20 protein-coding genes and 1 tRNA gene are annotated in these 18,537 nt (G+C 68.0%); 11 read left to right on the forward strand and 10 right to left on the reverse strand.

Going from position 1 to position 18,537, the window contains the following annotated elements; translation table 11 throughout:
- Window positions 1-7 precede the first annotated feature (7 nt).
- On the forward strand, window positions 8-523 hold the full coding sequence (locus GPX89_RS44700; protein WP_157389033.1) for a phage holin family protein: 516 nt from the start codon (window positions 8-10) through the stop codon (window positions 521-523).
- Between the two features lie 23 nt (window positions 524-546).
- Window positions 547-1,497: an alpha/beta fold hydrolase gene (locus tag GPX89_RS20000; RefSeq protein WP_328602049.1), complete on the forward strand. Its 951-nt coding sequence runs from the start codon at window positions 547-549 to the stop codon at window positions 1,495-1,497.
- 54 nt (window positions 1,498-1,551) lie between these two features.
- Here GPX89_RS20000 and GPX89_RS20005 read toward each other — a convergent pair whose 3' ends face one another.
- Genes GPX89_RS20005 through nth form a run of 4 tightly spaced genes read right to left on the reverse strand, consistent with a single transcriptional unit; the run spans window position 1,552 to window position 4,806 of the window.
- Window positions 1,552-2,745 carry a MarP family serine protease gene (locus tag GPX89_RS20005; protein WP_157389034.1) on the reverse strand — a complete coding sequence of 398 codons (1,194 nt, stop codon included), beginning with the start codon at window positions 2,743-2,745 and terminating at the stop codon, window positions 1,552-1,554.
- Window positions 2,742-3,470 carry an NUDIX hydrolase gene (locus tag GPX89_RS20010; RefSeq protein ID WP_328602050.1) on the reverse strand — a complete coding sequence of 243 codons (729 nt, stop codon included), beginning with the start codon at window positions 3,468-3,470 and terminating at the stop codon, window positions 2,742-2,744. The genes GPX89_RS20005 and GPX89_RS20010 overlap by 4 nt, the downstream gene beginning before the upstream one ends.
- Window positions 3,467-4,129 carry a TlpA family protein disulfide reductase gene (locus tag GPX89_RS20015; RefSeq protein WP_328602051.1) on the reverse strand — a complete coding sequence of 221 codons (663 nt, stop codon included), beginning with the start codon at window positions 4,127-4,129 and terminating at the stop codon, window positions 3,467-3,469. Before GPX89_RS20015 ends, GPX89_RS20010 begins: the two co-directional genes overlap by 4 nt.
- A complete protein-coding gene (gene nth / locus GPX89_RS20020) occupies window positions 4,126-4,806 on the reverse strand; it encodes an endonuclease III (RefSeq protein ID WP_157389251.1) in 681 nt (226 codons plus the stop codon). The genes GPX89_RS20015 and nth overlap by 4 nt, the downstream gene beginning before the upstream one ends.
- A 271-nt stretch (window positions 4,807-5,077) precedes the next feature.
- Here nth and GPX89_RS20025 point away from each other — a divergent pair, with 271 nt between their 5' ends.
- Both GPX89_RS20025 and GPX89_RS20030 read left to right on the forward strand, forming a co-directional pair.
- Entirely contained in the window at window positions 5,078-5,320 is a 243-nt protein-coding gene (locus GPX89_RS20025; protein ID WP_033089361.1) for a hypothetical protein, read from the forward strand.
- Window positions 5,321-5,592: 272 nt separating this feature from the next.
- Complete coding sequence (locus GPX89_RS20030; RefSeq protein WP_213558957.1) at window positions 5,593-6,267, forward strand: Crp/Fnr family transcriptional regulator; 675 nt, start codon at window positions 5,593-5,595, stop codon at window positions 6,265-6,267.
- A gap of 70 nt (window positions 6,268-6,337) precedes the next feature.
- Here GPX89_RS20030 and GPX89_RS20035 read toward each other — a convergent pair whose 3' ends face one another.
- The 3 genes from GPX89_RS20035 to GPX89_RS20045 all read right to left on the reverse strand — a co-directional run bounded on the left by GPX89_RS20035 (window position 6,338) and on the right by GPX89_RS20045 (window position 7,845).
- Complete coding sequence (locus GPX89_RS20035; RefSeq protein ID WP_157389035.1) at window positions 6,338-7,144, reverse strand: MBL fold metallo-hydrolase; 807 nt, start codon at window positions 7,142-7,144, stop codon at window positions 6,338-6,340.
- An 81-nt stretch (window positions 7,145-7,225) separates the two neighbouring features.
- The gene (locus GPX89_RS20040; protein WP_157389036.1) at window positions 7,226-7,681 is read right to left on the reverse strand and encodes a RidA family protein; all 456 of its coding nucleotides are present in this window, start codon (window positions 7,679-7,681) and stop codon (window positions 7,226-7,228) included.
- Complete coding sequence (locus GPX89_RS20045) at window positions 7,681-7,845, reverse strand: DUF4177 domain-containing protein (RefSeq protein ID WP_157389037.1); 165 nt, start codon at window positions 7,843-7,845, stop codon at window positions 7,681-7,683. Before GPX89_RS20045 ends, GPX89_RS20040 begins: the two co-directional genes overlap by 1 nt.
- A 167-nt stretch (window positions 7,846-8,012) precedes the next feature.
- Here GPX89_RS20045 and GPX89_RS20050 point away from each other — a divergent pair, with 167 nt between their 5' ends.
- A complete protein-coding gene (locus tag GPX89_RS20050; RefSeq protein WP_328602052.1) occupies window positions 8,013-9,035 on the forward strand; it encodes an ArsA-related P-loop ATPase in 1,023 nt (340 codons plus the stop codon).
- Between the two features lie 2 nt (window positions 9,036-9,037).
- Window positions 9,038-10,219 carry an ArsA family ATPase gene (locus tag GPX89_RS20055; protein ID WP_157389038.1) on the forward strand — a complete coding sequence of 394 codons (1,182 nt, stop codon included), beginning with the start codon at window positions 9,038-9,040 and terminating at the stop codon, window positions 10,217-10,219.
- A 124-nt stretch (window positions 10,220-10,343) separates the two neighbouring features.
- On the opposite strand, the gene GPX89_RS20060 is transcribed toward GPX89_RS20055, so the two are convergent.
- The gene (locus GPX89_RS20060) at window positions 10,344-10,667 is read right to left on the reverse strand and encodes a WhiB family transcriptional regulator (protein WP_033089817.1); all 324 of its coding nucleotides are present in this window, start codon (window positions 10,665-10,667) and stop codon (window positions 10,344-10,346) included.
- A 301-nt stretch (window positions 10,668-10,968) separates the two neighbouring features.
- On the opposite strand from GPX89_RS20060, the gene GPX89_RS20065 reads away from it, so the two are divergent.
- Complete coding sequence (locus tag GPX89_RS20065) at window positions 10,969-13,335, forward strand: transglycosylase domain-containing protein (protein ID WP_328602053.1); 2,367 nt, start codon at window positions 10,969-10,971, stop codon at window positions 13,333-13,335.
- Between the two features lie 68 nt (window positions 13,336-13,403).
- Here the strand turns inward: GPX89_RS20065 and GPX89_RS20070 are convergent, their stop codons facing one another.
- The gene (locus GPX89_RS20070; protein ID WP_157389040.1) at window positions 13,404-13,868 is read right to left on the reverse strand and encodes a GatB/YqeY domain-containing protein; all 465 of its coding nucleotides are present in this window, start codon (window positions 13,866-13,868) and stop codon (window positions 13,404-13,406) included.
- A gap of 83 nt (window positions 13,869-13,951) precedes the next feature.
- Here GPX89_RS20070 and GPX89_RS20075 point away from each other — a divergent pair, with 83 nt between their 5' ends.
- The 4 genes from GPX89_RS20075 (at window position 13,952) to GPX89_RS20090 (ending at window position 17,243) form a co-directional block, all read left to right on the forward strand.
- Window positions 13,952-14,917 (forward strand): metallophosphoesterase, encoded by a 966-nt coding sequence (locus GPX89_RS20075; protein WP_157389041.1) that lies wholly within the window; start codon window positions 13,952-13,954, stop codon window positions 14,915-14,917.
- A 50-nt stretch (window positions 14,918-14,967) separates the two neighbouring features.
- Complete coding sequence (locus tag GPX89_RS20080; protein ID WP_157389042.1) at window positions 14,968-16,020, forward strand: hypothetical protein; 1,053 nt, start codon at window positions 14,968-14,970, stop codon at window positions 16,018-16,020.
- 289 nt (window positions 16,021-16,309) lie between these two features.
- A complete protein-coding gene (locus GPX89_RS20085) occupies window positions 16,310-17,104 on the forward strand; it encodes a hypothetical protein (protein WP_157389043.1) in 795 nt (264 codons plus the stop codon).
- 65 nt (window positions 17,105-17,169) lie between these two features.
- Window positions 17,170-17,243, forward strand: a tRNA-Pro gene (locus GPX89_RS20090).
- Window positions 17,244-17,311: 68 nt separating this feature from the next.
- Here GPX89_RS20090 and GPX89_RS20095 read toward each other — a convergent pair.
- On the reverse strand, window positions 17,312-18,520 hold the full coding sequence (locus GPX89_RS20095; protein ID WP_157389044.1) for a cation:proton antiporter: 1,209 nt from the start codon (window positions 18,518-18,520) through the stop codon (window positions 17,312-17,314).
- Window positions 18,521-18,537 lie beyond the last annotated feature (17 nt).

The raw sequence follows: 18,537 nt of genomic DNA on the forward strand, positions 1-18,537 counted from the left end.
CGAGCAATTGAGCTTCACACAGGGCGGTAACGGCTACGACGGGAACCGCACCCGCACCGTCACCTCGATTCCGCTGTCCGATGTCGACGCCCATCAGTCGGCCACCTTCGGCACCTTGGTCCGCGACGCGACCGAGCAGATGTCGACCCTGGTGCGCGCCGAGGTGGAGCTCGCCAAGGCCGAGGTGACCGGTGAGATCAAGAAGGGCCTGCAGGGCAGCGTCTACTTCATCGTCGCGCTGACCATCCTGCTGTTCAGCTCCTTCTTCTTTTTCTTCTTCCTCGCCGAACTGCTGGACGTGTGGCTGTACCGCTGGGCCGCGTTCCTGGTGGTCTTCCTGCTGATGATCGCCGCGGTGGCCGCGTTCGCGCTGCTCGGGTATCTGAAGGTGCGCAAGCTGCGCGCCCCGGAGAAGACCATCGAGTCCCTCAAGGAGGCGAAGAGCGTGCTGCCGAGCGGTTTCGGTCACAGCGAGGAGCAGACCGTCGACGCCACGGTCGAACTCGGCAAGCCCCGGACCTAGACCTTCGATTACGCTGCTTCGGCGTGTCGTCGAATACGCATCCCGATCCGTCCACAGTCCGCTACGACGGACCGTGGGCCCATCGGGACGTGCACGCCAACGGCATTCGCTTCCATGTCGTCGAGGCCGTGCCCGCCGGAACGGCCTACGCCGACCCGGACACCCCGCTGGTCGTGCTGCTGCACGGCTTCGGCGACTTCTGGTGGACGTGGCGGCACCAGCTGACCGGACTGGCCGCCCGCGGGTTCCGCACCGTCGCGGTGGATCTGCGCGGCTACGGCGACAGCGACAAGCCGCCGCGCGGCTATGACGGCTGGACCCTCGCCGGTGATGTCGCCGGCCTGATCCGCGCGCTCGGCCACACCGACGCCACCCTGGTCGGCCACGCCGAGGGCGGCCTGGTCTGCTGGGCGACCGCCGTGCTGCATCCCCGCGTGGTGCGCTCCATCGCCCTGATCAGCTCCCCGCATCCGGTAGCCCTGAAACGAGCCGTGCTGCGCGACAAGGCACAGCGCTCGGCCTGGCTGCCCGCTTTCCTGAACTGCCAGCTGCCGCGGTTGCCGGAGGCCCGGCTCACCCGCGACGACGGCATCGAGATCGAACTCATGCTGCGCGAACGCGTCGGCGAACAGTGGTCGGCCACCGCCGAATTCGCCGACACCGCCCGCCGCATGCGCACCGCCATCCGGATTCCCGGCGCGGCGCACTGTGCGCTGGAGTATCAGCGCTGGGCCTTCCGTAGCCAATGGCGGCCCGACGGCAGGCGATTCATGTCGGCCATGAGCGAACCGGTGCGCGTGCCCACCCTGGCCCTCTACGGCGACCGGGACCGGTACATCCTGCCGAACACCATCCGCCGCGCCGGGCAGCTGTCACCGCAGCGACGGCTGGTGGCCATTCCGGACGCGGGTCACTATGCGCATCAGGAGAATCCGGAACCGGTCACGGCGGAGATCGCGAAACTCCTGGCCTGACAGACGAAAAACGGCCCCGGCGAATCAGGTTCGCCGGGGCCGTTCTCGTTCTCGCTAACTCAGCACGCAGCTGCCCGTGCCGACCGCCTGCGTCTGGTTCGCCGCCGAATTCAGTTCCGGCCGTACCTCGTCGAGGGTCAGCACGTACCCGGTGTCGTCGTCGGTGACCGCCGCGCCGAACACCACGCCCAGGATCCGGCCGTCGGTGTCCACCAGCGGACCGCCGGAGTTACCGGCCCGCACCTGCCCGCGAATCGTGTACACCTCACGCTTGACGTCGTTGTCGCGGTAGATGTTGGGCCCCTTGAGGTTCAGGGTCTCGCGCACGCGGGCCGCGCTGGCGGTGTAGCGCCCGCCGCCCGGGTAGCCGAGCACGATCGAGCTCTCGCCCGAGGTGGCGTCGGCCGGGGCCAGCTGCAGCGGCTGCGCGTTCAGGCCCGGCACCGCGAGGATCGCGATGTCCTTGTTCGAGTCGAACAGCACCACGGTGGCCGGCTTGTTGCCGGTGGCGGTATCCACGCTCACGGTGTTGGTGCCCGCCACCACGTGAGCGTTGGTCATGATGCGGTCCGGAGCCACCACGAAGCCCGAACCCTCCAGCTGCCGTTGGCAACTCGGCGCGATGCCGCGGATGCGCAGCACGCTGCTCTGCAGCTGCTGGGCGACCGGCAGCTGCAGCACGCTCGCGTCGGGCGGCTCCACCGCCGTGATCGGGACGTGCCCGAACGGGCCGATGACGTCCGGCAGGCCGGAGGTGTTGAGCAGGTTGGAGAAGTCGGTCGGCACCCGGCGCAGCCAGTCCGGCGCGACGTGGTCGACATTGCGCAGCACCTGGGAGTTGGTGACCGCGGCCGCGATTCCGGGCTGGGAGGAGTTCGTCAGCGGCAGGGCCAGCAGCCAGGCCGTGGCCAGCACCGCCACCGCCTGCAGGCCCGCGCCCACCACGCTGTCCACGCTGCGGGTGAACGGATCCCGCATGCCGCCGCGTGCGGCCCGCCCCAGCACCATGCCCGCGACCTCGCCGACGATCACCAGCGCCACGATGAGCAGCACGCCCACCAGCACGCGGGTGCGGCCCTCGCTGAGGTGCTTGAGAATGTGCGGGGCGATCAGAATGCCCGCCACCGCACCGAGAATCACGCCCAGGAAGGCCAGTGCCGAGGCGACCGCGCCCTGCCGCCACCCCGAGGTGGCCGCCAGCAGCGCCAGAATGATGATTCCGAGGTCGAGCCAGCCAGAGGCGCTCATAATGTCATCCCTACCGCGGCCAGCGAGGCCTGCAGATCACGTACATCGTGATGGTCCCATTCCGTCTCCCACCCCGACACCGCCAGCAGCCCGGCGAGCACGCCGGCGGTGAACCCCCACACCAGCATTCCGTCCACGGCGAACGCGGGACCCATATAGCCCAGCGGATGCCGCACCACGAAACGGTTTGCCGGATCGATGAGTTCGGCCAGCGGCACCCGCGCGACGCGCGCGGCCTCGGTCTCGCTCACCACACCCACCTGGCCGGGGGTGCGCCAATAGGCGACCACCGGCGTCACATCGAACCGCGAGGGCGGCACGAAGATCTTGGGCAGCACCGCCAGCGGCTCCACGCTCGCCGGGTCCAGGCCGGTCTCCTCCCACGCCTCGCGCAGCGCGGTGCTGACCGGGCCGTCGTCCTGCGGCTCGACGCCGCCGCCCGGAAAGGCCACCTGGCCGCTGTGCTGGCGCAGGGTGGCGGCGCGCTGGGTGAGCAGCACGTCGGCATCGTCCGGAAGTCCGCCCGGCCCGGCCGGATTCGCCTCCGGCGAGCCGCCGAACAGCACCAGCACCGCCGCCTCCCGGGACGGGGTCACCGCGGCGGCGAAGCGCCGCATGGTGGTTCGCCGCAGTACCGGGTTCACGCCCGTCGGATCGGCCGGATCGTGCTCGGCCACACCGCGTAGCCACGCGGGAATCCCCTTGGCGGACGCCTCTAGTCTCACGCTTTCACTCCCAATTCGGCGGCGACGGTAGCGGAAATGTCGTCGACGCTGGTGAAAGGACGTACCACGACCTTGGCCACGGTGCCGTCCGCGCGCAACAGCACCGAGATCGGCAGCACCGCGGGCGCTCCGACGGCCGTGCGCACCTTCGTATTCGGATCCTCGACGCCGGGCAGGTGGATGCCGAGCCCGGTCAGCCGGGACAGCGCCTTCGACGCCCCGGCGTCACTGTGCACGGTGAGCACCGTGAGCGCGTTCCCGGCCTGCTGCGAGAATCGTTGCAGCAGCGGCAGTTCCTCGGCGCAGGGACCGCACCAGTACGCCCACAGGTTGAGCAGGGCGGGCTTTCCGGCCAGCGCCGCGACCAGATCCACCGGCGTGCCGTCGGCCAGGCAGTTCAGCGTGATCCCGCGCAACGGGCTGTCGCCCACCGGCGCGCCGCTGGGCTGCGGGCAGGCGGCCAGCGCGGCATCGGCCCGATCCGCCTCGGGGACAGCCGCTTCGACCGGCGGAGCGACGCTGGTGGAGCCGGTCGCGGTGTGCCCGGAGTCGTGGCGGGCGAACTGCGGCCACAGGGCGACGCCCGCCGCCACGACCACGATCACCCCGGCCAGCACCCATCGCCACCAGGTATTGCCCGTCGCCGGGTCGGCGCTCACAGCCCCACCAGCTCGAGCAGATGCTCGGTCTCCGGGCCCTTGACGAGTTTGGCGGCCTCGGTCGGATCGGTCGGGCCCTCGCCGTAGGACGGGCACTCGTTGGCCAGGAAGCACGCCCCGCAGGCGGGTTTGCGGGCATGGCACACGCGGCGACCGTGGAAGATCACCCGGTGCGAGAGCATGGTCCAGTCCTTGCGCTCGATCAGCTCGCCGATGGCGTGCTCGACCTTGACCGGATCCTCCTCGGCGGTCCACTTCCAGCGCCGCACCAGGCGGCCGAAGTGGGTGTCGACCGTGATCCCCGGCACACCGAAGGCATTGCCGAGGATGACGTTCGCGGTCTTGCGCCCGATGCCGGGCAGGGTGACGAGTTCTTCGAGGGTGCCCGGGAGTTCGCCGTCGAAACGCTCGACCAGCTCCTGCCCCAGCCCGATCAGTGAATTGGCCTTGTTGCGATAGAAGCCGGTCGCCCGGATGTACTCCTCCAGCTCGGCGCGATTGGCCTGCGCGTAATCGGCTGCGCCACGGTACTTCGCGAACAGCGCCGGCGTAGTCATGTTGACCCGCACATCGGTGCACTGGGCGGAAAGAATTGTGGCGACCGCCAATTCGAGGGGGGTGGTGAAATCAAGCTCACAGTGCGCGCCGGGGAACTCGACGGTCATATCCCGGTACATGCGCCGCGCGCGCCGGACCAGGCCGATTCGAGTCTCTTTCGCGCGCTTGTTCGCTTTGCCGGGACGCGAAAACCGTGGCGCATCCGAGACATCCGCCGACGCCGCGTCGGCAGCTGTAGGAACGCCCGAATTATCCGGGTCTGCCCCGCTCACGGCCGCGTTGGTTTCAGTGACACGCACGCGTCCACCTTACGGAACCACTCTGTCGCCACAACCGGGCTGAGTACCCGCCGTGTTCCATCTGAGACCTTCGGCGTGTTTACTGCTGCCTATGCAAGGACTCGCTGTGGTGCTGTTTCCGATAGCGCTGATGCTGTTCGCATTGGTGATGGAACGAGTCGAGAATCGGCTTCGCAAGCTCCTCGAACCCGACCCCGAAGTCCAGCAGTACCTCGATCGAGCCACGAATGCCGAGGTCAGCGATCTGACCAAGCTGGGTTTACCCGCCGCTGCGGCGCGTCCGCGGCGCGCCCGGCCCGCGGCCAAGGGAATGGATGTGGCTCAGGCCAGCTGATCGGGGCTGGTCGGTGATCGAGTGGTCCGGTGGCAAACGGCTCCGGACCACTTTTACGATCTTCATGACGCCGGTCTCACGGCGTGTCGTAGATTCTTAGGGAAGCGTGTCGCGAAACCGTCGTTGGATGTCGCGTACTGGGGCTCCACGTGTCTGAGAATGAGCTCGGCGCGTGGTGTCTATCACTACCCGGCGGTATTGCAAAGTAGACTGCACTGTCGGCCGAGTCGTTTCGGTCCAGGACAGAGCCATTTCCCATAAGGAGCACATTCGTGGACGAGGCCCTCGCCAGAGCAGGCATCTTCCAAGGCGTCGAGCCCACCGCGGTCGCCGCTCTCACCAAACAGCTGCAGCCCGTTGATTTCCCGCGCGGCCACGTCATCTTCAACGAGGGCGAGCCCGGCGATCGGTTGTACATCATCACCTCCGGCAAGGTGAAGATCGGCCGCCGTTCGCCCGATGGTCGCGAGAACCTGCTGACGATCATGGGCCCGTCCGACATGTTCGGCGAGCTCTCGATCTTCGACCCGGGTCCGCGGACGTCGACGGCAACCACCGTCACCGAGGTCAGAGCCGTCACCATGGACCGGGACGCGCTCAAGGCGTGGATCGATCAGCGCCCGGAGATCGCCGAGCAGCTGCTGCGGGTCCTCGCCCGCCGCCTGCGCCGCACCAACAACAACCTGGCCGACCTGATCTTCACCGACGTTCCGGGTCGTGTCGCCAAGGCGCTGCTGCAGCTGGCTCAGCGTTTCGGCACCCAGGAAGCGGGTGCGCTGCGCGTGACCCACGACCTGACCCAGGAAGAGATCGCCCAGCTGGTCGGCGCCTCCCGCGAGACCGTGAACAAGGCGCTGGCCGACTTCGCGCACCGCGGCTGGCTGCGGCTCGAGGGCAAGAGCGTGCTGATCTCGGACTCCGAGCGACTGGCTCGCCGCGCCCGGTAAAGCGCCACAACTACAGACGAAGGACCGGGCGTCACCTGCCGTAGCGGTGATGCCCGGTCCTCTCGTGTTTCTAGCCTCGTGAGCGCAGGTAGGCCAGTTGAGCTTTCACCGAGCTCTGGGCGGCGGGCCACAGCCGCTTGTCCACATCGGCGTAGACCTCGGCGACGATCCGCAGCGAGCCCGCCTTGGGCCCGAGCTTCTCCAGGGCCGCGCGAACCTGGTTCAGCCGCTCCTCGCGGTGCGCGATGTAGTAGCGAATGACCGGATCGGCGTCGGCGTGGTCCGGACCGTGGGCCGGGAGCAGATGCCGCCCCGGGGCGACCGCCGCGAGCCGGTTCAGCGAGTCCAGATAGTCCGCCAGCGCGTCGTCTCGGGATTCCAGGACGGTCGTGCCGCTGCCCAGGACGGTGTCGCCGGTGAGCAGGGCCCGTTCGCCGTCCGGGCCGTCGAGCAGGAAGCTGTGCGAGTCCTCGGTGTGGCCGGGGGTGGCCAGGACGGTGATGCGCAGTCCGGCGGCTTCGATGACCTCGCCGTCAGCCAAGATTTCGTCGGTGCCGCGCAGGAATTCGGTTTCCTTGGCGCGCACCGGGGTTCCGGTGGCCTTGACCAGATGGTCGATGCCGCCGGTGTGGTCGGCGTGATGGTGGGTGATGAGGGTCAGCGCGATGTTCCCGCCGGTCTCACGCACCAGGTTCGCGGTGTGCTCGCGGTCCTTCGGGCCCGGGTCGACCAGAACGTATTCCGTGGCGCCGGGCGCGCGCAGCAGCCAGGTGTTGGTGCCCTGCAACGTCATTCCGCTGGGATTGTCGGCCAGCACGACGGCGGCGGACGGAGTCACTTGCCGCAGTTGGCCATACGCGGGATGGGTGAGCGTCATCTTTTCGTCCTAATGCACCGAGCGTGATGCGTCCAGGGTTGAACGCATCACGTTTTCGACTGTGCCCCAAGCGTTTCGGGGTTATCGCACCTCGGCGATGAGTTCCACCTCGACCGGGGTGTTCAGCGGCAGCTCGTTGACGCCGACCGCGGAGCGCGCGTGCACTCCGGCATCGCCCAGCACCGCGCCGAGCAGCTCGGACGCACCGTTGATGACCAGCGGCTGGCTGTTGAACCCGGCCGCGGAGGCCACGAAGCCGACCACCTTGACGATGCGCACCACATTGTCGAGCCCGGCCAGATCGTGCACGACCGAAAGTGCGTTGAGCGCGGCCAGTTTGGCCATTTCCGCGCCCTGCTCGATGCTGATCTCCGCGCCGAGCTTGCCGGTCAGCGGCAGTTCACCGTTGACGAACGGCAGCTGACCCGAGGTGTAGACGTAGTTGCCGGACCGGACACCGGGCACGTACACCGCGACAGGCTTGGGAGCCGGCGGCAGTTCGAGCCCGAGTTCCTTCAGGTTCTCGGCCCAACCCATCAGCCCTTCCTCCTCTTCAGGTAGGCGACATGCTGTTCGCCGGTGGGCCCGGGAAGCACGGTGACGAGTTCCCATCCGTCGGCGCCCCACTGGTCCAGAATCGCCTTGGTGGCATGGGTCAACAGCGGCACGGTGGCGTATTCCCACACGGTCACATCACTCATGGCCTGAGACTAGCCCCGGCGAGGTAACCCCAGTTCCCCGGACCCTCCGACTACGCTGCGGGATTGGGAAATACAAGTCCCGAGTGGTGTATCAGACAGTTGCCGAGTCCTGTGGGCAGGAATCCAGAACGAGTTATAGGCTCGCGAGCGTGGGAGTACCGATAGCAGTGCCCGTTTCGGTTGAGCCGGGGGTCGAAGCAGGGTGGCCGGAGCGAGCGGACAAGGCTCGCCTGCATTACGTATCCGGCAAGGGTGGGACCGGTAAGTCGACGGTCGCGGCGGCCTTGGCCCTGGCACTCGCGGCGGGGGGCCGCCGCGTGCTGCTGGTCGAGGTCGAGGGCAGGCAGTCCATCGCGCAGCTGTTCGATCTGCCGCCGTTGCCGCCCACCGAGACTCGCATCGCCACCGCGGACGGCGGCGGCGAGGTGATCGCGCTGGCACTCGATGTCGAGCACGCCTTCCTGGAATACCTCGACATGTTCTACAACCTGGGCTTCGCCGGTCGCGCCATGAAGCGGGTCGGGGCCATCGAATTCGTCACCACCATCGCGCCGGGTCTGCGCGACGTCATCCTCACCGGCAAGATCAAGGAATGCGCGGTCCGGGTGGACAAGAAGACCGGCAAGCCGGCCTACGACGAGATCGTCATCGACGCGCCCCCGACCGGCCGCATCGCCAGCTTCCTGGACGTCACCCAGGCCATGGCCGAGATCGCCGGCGGCGGGCCGATCGCCTCGCAGGCCGAGGGCGTCTCCAAGCTGCTGCACTCGCCGCAGACCATGATTCACCTGGTCACGCTGCTGGAAGCGCTGCCGGTGCAGGAAACCGCCGACGCCATCGCCGAACTCACGGCCAATGACCTGAATATCGGCACGGTGATCGTGAATCGGGCGAGCGAGGGCTACCTGCCGCGCTCGGTCCGCGAACGCGCCGCCACCGGCGAGATCGACACCGACGCCCTGAAGGCCGGACTGGCCGAGGCCGGAATCACCCTGTCCGAGGCCGATTTCCAGGGCCTGGTCGCCGAGACCGTGGAGCATTCCGCGCGACTGGCCGCCCAGGACGAGAGCGCCGCCGAGCTGTCGGCGGTCGACATCTCGCGGCTGTACCTGCCGTCGCTGACCGACGGCATGGATCTGGGCGGGCTCTACGAGCTGGCCGAAGTCTTGAGCGCGCAGGGGGTTCGCTAGTCATGGTCGTTCCGGCAGGCACTGTGCCCCTGGACATCTCGAAGATCATCGCCGATCCGTCGGCCCGCATCGTGGTGTGCTGCGGTTCCGGCGGCGTGGGCAAGACGACGACGGCCGCCGCCATCGCGCTGCGCGCGGCGGAGTCGGGCCGCAAGGTCGTGGTGCTGACCATCGACCCGGCGCGCCGACTGGCCCAGTCGCTGGGCGTGAGCGACCTCGGAAACGTGCCGCAGAAGGTCGAGCTCGGCTCCGACGCCAAGGGCGAGCTGTTCGCCATGATGCTGAACATGCGCCGCACGTTCGACGAGATGGTGCTCGAGCACACCAGCCCCGAGAAGGCCGAGCAGATCTTCGCCAACCCCATCTACCAGACCGTGGCGTCCTCCTTCGGTGGCACGCAGGAGTACATGGCGATGGAGAAGCTGGGACAGCTGGCGTCCAAGCGGGAATGGGACCTGATCGTGGTCGACACCCCGCCCTCGCGTAATGCGCTGGACTTCCTCGACGCGCCGAAGCGGCTGGGGAATTTCCTCAACGGCAAGATGATCCGCGTCATCATGGCGCCGGGCCGCGGGGTCGGGAAGTTCGTGGCCGGTGCCATGAGCTTGGCGCTGCGCGGCGTCTCGACCATCGTGGGCGGGCAATTACTCAAAGACGCCAGTGTCTTCTTGCAGTCACTGGAGTCCATGTTCGGCGGTTTCCAGGATCGCGCCGACCGCACCTACGCCATGCTCTCGCGGCCCGGCACCCACTTCCTGGTGGTGGCCGCGGCCGAGCCGGACGCGTTGCGCGAGGCGAGCTTCTTCGTGGATCGGCTCTCGCACGACAAGATGCCGCTGGCGGGTCTGGTGCTGAATCGGACGCATCCGGTGCTGAGCAGCCTGTCCGCGGAGGAGGCTCAGGTCGCCGCGGACCGTCTAGCCCCCCTGACGTCACCGAACGGCAATGGCTCCGAGCCGGACTCGGACACGCCCGAGTCGCTCGCGGCCGCGGTACTGCGCATCCACGCTCGCCGTGCCGCCACCGCCAAGCGGGAACAGCATCTGCTGCACCGCTTCACGGGCGCGCACCCGAGTGTCCCGATGGTGGCCGTCACCACGCTGCCGTTCGAGGTCGCCGACCTGGAAGCGCTACGCGCGGTCGGCGATCAGCTGGTAGACGCAGGTTCTGCCAAGTCCGCCTGACACGCCGAGGGCTTTCGACCCATCTGCGACGTATGCCCGATCTGACCCCGGACACGGATCGAGCCCGCTTCCGCGGGCTCGATCCGTTCTGCTTATAGGGGGGATCTGGGTAAGGGATACTCGGTTACATCGCTACCTTCTGTGATCGCTGGACGCGGAAGAAGTCCGCCCAACTCGTCACCTCCGGATGCTGTTTCAGCAGCGCACGGCGCTGCCGCTCGGTCATGCCGCCCCACACACCGAACTCGACGCGGTTGTCCAGGGCATCCGCCCCGCACTCCATCAGGACCGGGCAGTGCCGGCAGATGGTGGCCGCTTTGCGCTGCGCGGCGCCACGCACGAACAGCTGGTCGGGATCCACTTCCTTGCATCGGGCCTGGGAAACCCAGGCGATTCTCGCTTCGGCCTGCTCCACGTCCAATCGAGCGATCGGGGTAGTCATGTGCATTTGGTGTGCCCCTTTGCAGTCCGAACACCGGGTCAACGGCGCTCCAGAATCGCGAGTGCAGCGCGCAGTTACCCAACCCCACTGCGTTCTGCACCACATTCCACTTTGAGTGTTAGCTCTATCACACTGGGTTCTCAATCTAGGTAAAGGTGCATGGCCTGCGCAAGACCGTCCCGAGATTTTCTGGTACGTCCGTCCACGCATTCGTTGCACGGAACCGGGCAGTCCGTCTCTTTTAGGACGAATGGACACCCCGACGGGCGAACACCGAGTGTCCGAAAGGCCAATTAGGCTAGGGCCCGTGCCGATCACACGAACGCTCTGGAGACTGGCAGGCGCGTGCGTCTTGGCCGCGGTGTTGCTCGCCGGTCTGCTGTTCCCCCTCGCCGGTGGCTTCGGGTTCATCTCCAACCGAGCCGCGGACGCCGTGGACAATGTCTCCGCCGAACTGGTCGAGGGCACCGTGCCCGCGGTCTCGACCATGGTGGACGCGAACGGGACACCCTTCGCCTGGCTGTACGAGCAGCGACGCTTCGAGGTGCCCAGCGAGAAGATCTCCAACGACATGAAGCTGTCGCTCGTGTCGGTGGAGGACAAACGCTTCACCCAGCACCACGGCGTGGACTGGCAAGGCACGTTCCGCGCGTTCCTGACCAACACCTCCGGTGGCCAGGTGTCGCAGGGTGGTTCGACCATCGACCAGCAGTACGTGAAGAACTACCTGCTGCTCGTGGTCGCCAAGACCGACGCCGAGCGCCGGGCCGCCACCGAGACCACCCCCGCCCGCAAGATCCGTGAGATCCGCATGGCGCTGACGCTGGACAAGCGGCTCACCAAGGACGAGATCCTCACCCGGTATCTGAACCTGGTCCCGTTCGGCAACGGCTCCTACGGCATCCAGGACGCCGCGCAGACCTACTTCGGCGTGGACGCCAAGGATCTGAACGCGGTGCAGTCGGCCATGCTGGCCGGCATGGTGCAGTCCAGCTCCAAGCTGAACCCGTACACCAACCCCTCGGGCGTGCTGGAGCGCCGGAACACCGTGCTGGACACCCTGATCCAGAACGTGCCCGACCGCGCGGACGAGTACCGCAAGGACAAGGAAGCGCCGCTGGGCGTGCTGCCCGAGCCCAAGAGCCTGCCGCGCGGCTGCATCGCGGCGAACGACCGCGGGTTCTTCTGCGATTACGCGATGCAGTACCTGAACAACGCGGGCATCAGCCGCGACCAGCTCGAGAAGGGCGGCTACCTGATTCGCACCACCCTGGACCCCGCGGTCCAGGATCAGGTGCGCGACTCGCTGGCCGCCAACGCCAACCCGAACCTCGACGACATCGCCGAGGTCATGAACATCATCGCGCCCGGCCAGGATTCGCATCCGCTGCTGGCCATGGGCTCGAGCCGCGTCTACGGCCTGGACTCGAACGCGCACCAAACCGTGCAGCCGCAGCCGTATTCGATGGTCGGTGACGGCGCGGGCTCGATCTTCAAGATCTTCACCACGGCCGCCGCCATGGAGAAGGGCCTGGGCATCAGCGCCACCCTGGACGTTCCGGCGAACTTCCAGGCCAAGGGCATGGGTAACTCCGGTACCCCGGGCTGCCCGGCCGAGACCTACTGCGTGAAGAACGCCGGCAACTACAAGGGCTCCATGTCGGTGACCGAGGCGCTGGCCACCTCACCGAACACGGCCTTCGTCAAGCTGATCCAGGCCGTCGGGGTACAGCCGACCGTGGACATGGCGGTCCGGCTGGGCATGCGCTCCTACGCTCAGCCCGGCACCTCCGGCCACGGCAACCAGAGCCTGGCCGACATGGTCAAGGACCAGAACCTGGGTTCGTTCACCCTGGGTCCGGTGGCGGTCAACGCGCTCGAACTGTCCAATGTGGCCGCCACGCTGGCCTCGAGCGGCAAGTGGTGCCCGCCCACGCCGATCAAGGAGGTCGTGGACCGCAACGGCAAGTCGGTGCCGCTGACTCAGCAGGCGTGCGAGCAGGTGGTGGATCCGGGTCTGGCCAACACCCTCGCCAACGCCCTGAGCCAGGATGTGGTGAGCGGTACCGGTTCGGCCACCGCCCGTTCGGTCGGCTGGAACGTCCCGACCTCCGCGAAGACCGGAACCACCGAGAGCCACCGCTCCTCGGCCTTCCTGGCCTTCACCAATTCGTTCGCGGGCGCCTCGTACGTCTACGGCGACAGCCCGACCCCGGGCGAGATCTGCACGAGCCCGCTGCGCAGCTGCGGCAGCGGCAACCTGTACGGCGGTAACGAACCGGCCAAGACCTATCTGAGTGCGATGAAGAACGTGCTCGACAAGTTCCCGCCCGCCGGGCTGCCGCCGCTGGACGACAAGTACGTTCGCGGATCGAACAATTCGCAGATCCCGGACGTGATCGGCCAGCAGCAGGCGGAGGCCACCGCGGCTCTGGTGGCGGCCGGGTTCCAGGTGTCGGTGGTGACCCAGCCGGGCGCGGGCAAGGGGACGGTCATGAACGTCTCGCCCAACGGGTCGGCGATTCCCGGCTCGGTGATCACGCTGTACGTGAGCGACGGCAGTCAGGTTCCGGCGCCCGCGCCGAACGCGCCGCCCGCGTCGGTGCCGGGGCTGCCGGGCATCACGATCCCGGCATTGCCGCCGATCCCGATCCCCATCCCGATCCCGCGGTAAGCAGGGCAAGCAAAACGAAAGGCCCGGAGTGACACGATCACTCCGGGCCTTTCGTTTAAAGAGGACCGCTAGAGCCGGGCCTTCACGGCCGCCGAGATCCGCGAGCCGTCGGCGCGCCCGGCGGCCAGCGCCGTCGCGGCCTTCATGACCTGCCCCATCTGCTTCATGCCCGGCCGCTCCCCGATCTGCTCGGCGACGTCGGCGATGGCGGTGTCGGCGATGTCGCCCACCTCGGCGTCGGTCAGCTGGGTCGGCAGGTACTCGTCGATGATCTGCTCTTCGGCGCGCTCGTTGGCGGCGAGTTCGCCACGCCCGGCCTGCTCGTAGACGACGGCGGCCTCGTTGCGCTTCTTCGCCTCCTTCTGCAGGACGGCGACGATCTCGTTATCGGAAAGCTCGCGCGCCTCGCGCCCGGCGACCTCCGCGTTCTGGATGGCCGACAGCAGCATGCGCAGGGTGCCCAGGCGCAGCGTGTCCTTGCTCTTCATCGCGGTGGTCATATCCGTGCGCAGCTTGGTTTTGAGTTCCGACATGAGCGACACGGTACGAGGGACTTCTGGCGTGGTCCAGCTCATTTGACTCGATGTTTCTCCGCCGGGTCGCCTATTCTGGGCAAATGCCCGTCTTCTCGACCTCCGCTCTCAGCCGTGCCGCACTCGGAGTCGCTGGCGCCGCGGTCGCCGGAATCGGATACGCGACCCTGATCGAGCGCAATGCCTTCACGCTGCGGGAAGCGACGCTACCGGTGCTCGAACCGGGCAAACCCTCCCTACGGGTGCTGCACATCAGCGACCTGCACATGATGCCCGGCCAGCAGCTGAAGCAGGCCTGGCTGCGCGAGCTGGACCGGCTGGAGCCGGATCTGGTGGTCAATACCGGGGACAATCTCTCGCACCAGAAGTCGGTGCCGGCCGTGGTGCAGTCGCTGGGCGGACTGCTGGCGCGCCCCGGCATCTTCGTGTTCGGCTCGAACGACTACTTCGCGCCGGTGCCGAAGAACCCGCTCAAGTACTTCAAGAAGGACCACAAGCGCGTCTTCGGCGATCCGCTGCCGTGGCAGGACCTGCGGGCCGCGTTCACCGAGCGGGGCTGGCTGGACCTGACGCACGTGCGCCGCGATCTCGAGGTCTCGGGGGTGAAGATCTCGACGGCGGGCGTGGACGATCCGCACCTGAAGCGGGACCGCTACGAGACCGTGGCGGGCGCACCGAATCCGCTGGCGGACTTGAGCATCGGACTCACCCACTCCCCCGAGCCGCGGGTGCTGGACCGCTTCGCGGCCGACGGCTACGACCTGGTGATGGCCGGCCACACCCACGGCGGGCAGCTGTGTGTGCCGGGCTTCGGTGCGCTGGTCACCAACTGCGGAATCGACCGGGCCCGGGTGAAGGGCGCCTCGCGCTGGGGTGCGCACACCCGGCTGCACGTGTCGGCCGGCCTGGGCACCTCGCCGTGGGCCCCGTACCGGTTCTGCTGCCGTCCGGAGGCGACCCTGCTGACCCTGGTCGGCGCGCCGCCGAAGAAGCCGATCGCCGAGTCCGGGCGCGGGCGCACCGCGTCGTCGGAGGCTGTCGCGCGGTGAGCGCCCGCCGCGATATACAGCGGTAAGTAGTCGTCAGTCAGGGGGCAACCGTGACCAGTGGAAATGACCAGCCCGGTCAGCCGGACCCGAATCCGGACTGGTGGCAGGGCGCGCCGGCGCCGGAACCGACGTGGCAGCAGCAGCCACAGCAGCCGCCGGTGTATCCGTCTGCCCCGCAGTCGAATCCGACCTGGAGTCAACCTGGCTACCAGCCGACGACCCCCATCACGGGCGGCCAGTACGGCCAGCCGTATCAGCCGCCGCAATACCAGCCGACCCAGGCTTTCGGCGCCCCACCGCCGGGCTACGGCGGCCAGCCGCCCTATCCCCCGCCGCCCGGTGGCGGCAAGCGCCGCGTCTGGCTGTTCGCGGGCCTGGGAGCACTGGTCGTGGCGATCGTCGCCGCCGTCGTGATCGTCGCGCTGGTGAACCGGAATTCCTCTGAGCCATCGGCGAAGTCGAGCACCACGCCCTCGCTGATCAGTGCGCTCACCTCGACGACCGCGAGGCCGAGCGGGTCCGACCGGCCCACGCCGACCAAGACCTCGGCCGCGAAGCCGACGTCCACGCCGACCGCGGTGATCCCCGGGTACCAGGTGGTGACGATCCCGGACAACGGTGCGGCATACGATATTCCGCCCGCCTGGAAGGTGGATCGCACCGGCCAGAACGCCTTCGGCTCCGGATCCGATTCCATCCCGGTGGCCGGGCTGGCGCAGGACGGGGTGGACTACTGCCCGAAGAACGTGCGCACCAACGTCTTCCTGACCCAGTCCGACGAGACGGATCCGGCCAAGGCGGCCGCTGACATCGGGACCCGGCTGGGCCGCATCGGCTGGTCCACCGCGACCGGCACGACCGCCGGCGCGCCGGAGTCCTTCCAGTCCGCCGACGGACAGCTGCAGGGCATCTACCTGGAGACCAAGGGCAACGCCCAGCCGTCGGGCGCGGGCTGTGCCTCGACGTTCTCGATCTACACCTTCGCCTTCCCCGGCGACAATGGCGCCTTCGTGTTCACCATCGCGGCCGACACCGGGGTGGACCAGGCGGTGGACGCGGCTTCGGCCAAGAAGATTCTCGCCAGCATTCGCCCGATTCAGTAAGGGCGGCAGTACGACTCGTCCGACAGGGGGTCCGACGATGAGCGATGGAACCGACGACCGGAACATCGATCCGGAGAAGACGACATCCAGCGGGGACTGGTGGCAGGGACCACCGAGCCAGGGACACGCCACACCGAGCCCGGTCCAACCGCCGCCGACATATCCGTACACGGGACCGAATCCCTATGTCTCCGGGCCGAATCCGCAGACGGGACCGAGCCCGTATCAGTCCGGGCCGAACCCCTATCAGTCAGCGCCGTACAGCACCGGTCCGAATCCCGTTCCGCCGATGCAGAATCCGTATGCCACGGGCCCGAACATGTTCCCGCCCAACGGCTACACTCCACCGCCCGGCGGCGGACGCGGGCGCATCTGGCTGCTCGCGGGCCTGGGCGCACTGGTGGTGGTCATCGTCGCCGTTGTCGCGATCGTGGTGGTGATGAACGACCCCGGCGGCCCCGCATCGCCCAGCAGCTCCGCCAAGCCTTCCCCGACCACCCGGGTGAGCACCTCGGCTCCGCGCACGACCACCACGGGACCGACTTCCACGCTGACGCCCCAGATTTCGGGCTACCAGGTGGACGCGCCCAAGGATGTGCAGGCCGCCTGGGACATCCCCAAGGACTGGGCCATCGATCAGAGCGAGTCCACCTACGGCACGACCACCGACAATCTCTCGGCCGTGGGCTTCGCGCAGGAGGGCGTGGACTACTGCCCGAACAATGTGCGCACCAGCATGTTTCTGACCACCTCGGAGATCGACGACGCGACCACCGCGGCCACCGACGTGGGCGCGCACGCGGCCCGCGTCGGCTACTCCACCAAGACCTCGCTCACCGCGGGCGCCGCACAACCCCTGGACACCACCGACGGCCCGCTGCACGGCGTCTTCCTGGAGACCAGCGGCGCGTTCACCGCGCCGGCGGGCTGCGCCACCACCTACTCGGTCTACACCTTCGCCCTCAGCGTGGGCACCGCCGGCAAGGGCTCACTGGTCTTGGTGCTGCTCGCCGACACGGGCACGGATCGCTCGGTCACGGCCGATTTCGCGCGTAAGCTGTTCGCCACTTTCCGCCTGCTTTAGAGCACTTGACCAGCCGATTTAACGTCTGGACCACCCGTGCGCTAAGCTACTCCAGGTTCGCTTCACGGGGTGTGGCGCAGCTTGGTAGCGCGCTTCGTTCGGGACGAAGAGGTCGCAGGTTCAAATCCTGTCACCCCGACTGTGTGGTTGAGACACAACTCGGCCCCCGGCTCTCGCCAGAGAGTCGGGGGTTTTGTGTATTCGGGGTCAGGTTCGTTTCGCGGCCATGCGGCGGCGGTAGCCGCGGGCCGTCAATGGTGAGCCGAGGCCGTGTAGCACGACGCTGCCCAGCACGGTGATGACCATGGCCGACAGCGCGAGTTCGGCATTGTCGCCGCGGAGTTGGTTGAAGGCCAGCAGACCGAACACGATCGAGGTGGTGCCGCGCGGGCCGAGCCAGCCGATGAGGAAGTCCTCGACCCAGGTGAGGCGGTAGCCGATGAGCGAGGCCATGACCGGGACGATGCGCACGACCGTCAGGACCGCCGCGCAGAACAGGAGCAGCCGCCAATTCGTGCCTCCCCACAGCACGAAGACCGCCGTCGCGCCGAAGACGAACCACATGATGGCGGTGAGCAGGAAGCCGATGTCGTCGATGAGTTCGAGTTCGCGCTGGTGCTCCTCGGTCCGGCGTACGCGGTGGATCACGAAGCCGCAGACGAAGGCCGCGACGAAGCCGTTGCCGCCGACGCTCACCGAGAGCGCGTAGGAGCCGAGCGGGGCGGCCACCATGATGAGCCGCTTGGACTGCAGGCTCATCAGGCGCGCGGCATCGGCGCGGTTGGTCAGGAAGGCCAGTGCCGCACCGCATCCCGCGCCGACCAGTAGCGCCTTCAGCGCCGGGGGTCCCGCGGTGCCGAGCGCTTCCCACGGCGTCTGGTCCTTGCCCGCGCCACCCGCGACGGCCAGCGCGAAGACGATGATCGGGGAGACGATGCCGTCGTTGTAGCCGCTCTCGACATTCAGGATGTTGCGCACCCGCACCGGAATTCGCTTGTCGCGCAGAATCGCCGCCGCGGGCGCGAAGTCGATGGGCACCACCACGCACGCGATCACCAGCAGCAGCGCCCATCCGGAACCGGGCAGCAACCACAGTCCGAGGCCGACCGCCGCCGCCAGGCTCAGCGGCAGCGCGATGAGCAGAAGCCGCACCGCCGCACCGGGATTGCGGCCGAACAATCCGCCGCGCACCTCGGTGGCGTCGATGAACAAGAGCACGGCGAGCACGACTTCGGCCGCGTGCAGCGCCATCTCGGTGTCGAGGGTCTCGCCGATCGAGTCTCGCACCATCAGCCCGACCACGACGCCCGCGGCGACCGTCACCATGGGCGCGCTGATGCGCCACTGGTCGAACTTGGTGGCCAGCAGTGCCCAGCACACCAGGGAGATGGCAACCGCCAGCATGGTGGCAATCATTCAGCCATCTTGCCAGG

The organism is Nocardia terrae (genome assembly GCF_009760405.1).
GTDB lineage: Bacteria > Actinomycetota > Actinomycetes > Mycobacteriales > Mycobacteriaceae > Nocardia > Nocardia terrae.

Bases quoted from the DNA above. Each gene is read 5' to 3' on its own strand.
- GPX89_RS20005 (WP_157389034.1), bottom strand. From the start codon at position 2,745: ATGAGCGCCTCTGGCTGGCTCGACCTCGGAATCATCATTCTGGCGCTG.
- nth (WP_157389251.1), bottom strand. From the start codon at position 4,806: ATGTACCGGGATATGACCGTCGAGTTCCCCGGCGCGCACTGTGAGCTT.
- GPX89_RS20025 (WP_033089361.1), top strand. From the start codon at position 5,078: ATGCAAGGACTCGCTGTGGTGCTGTTTCCGATAGCGCTGATGCTGTTC.
- GPX89_RS20035 (WP_157389035.1), bottom strand. From the start codon at position 7,144: ATGACGCTCACCCATCCCGCGTATGGCCAACTGCGGCAAGTGACTCCG.
- GPX89_RS20040 (WP_157389036.1), bottom strand. From the start codon at position 7,681: ATGGGTTGGGCCGAGAACCTGAAGGAACTCGGGCTCGAACTGCCGCCG.
- GPX89_RS20045 (WP_157389037.1), bottom strand. From the start codon at position 7,845: ATGAGTGATGTGACCGTGTGGGAATACGCCACCGTGCCGCTGTTGACC.
- GPX89_RS20055 (WP_157389038.1), top strand. From the start codon at position 9,038: ATGGTCGTTCCGGCAGGCACTGTGCCCCTGGACATCTCGAAGATCATC.
- GPX89_RS20060 (WP_033089817.1), bottom strand. From the start codon at position 10,667: ATGCACATGACTACCCCGATCGCTCGATTGGACGTGGAGCAGGCCGAA.
- GPX89_RS20070 (WP_157389040.1), bottom strand. From the start codon at position 13,868: ATGTCGGAACTCAAAACCAAGCTGCGCACGGATATGACCACCGCGATG.
- GPX89_RS20075 (WP_157389041.1), top strand. From the start codon at position 13,952: ATGCCCGTCTTCTCGACCTCCGCTCTCAGCCGTGCCGCACTCGGAGTC.
- GPX89_RS20085 (WP_157389043.1), top strand. From the start codon at position 16,310: ATGCAGAATCCGTATGCCACGGGCCCGAACATGTTCCCGCCCAACGGC.
- GPX89_RS20095 (WP_157389044.1), bottom strand. From the start codon at position 18,520: ATGATTGCCACCATGCTGGCGGTTGCCATCTCCCTGGTGTGCTGGGCA.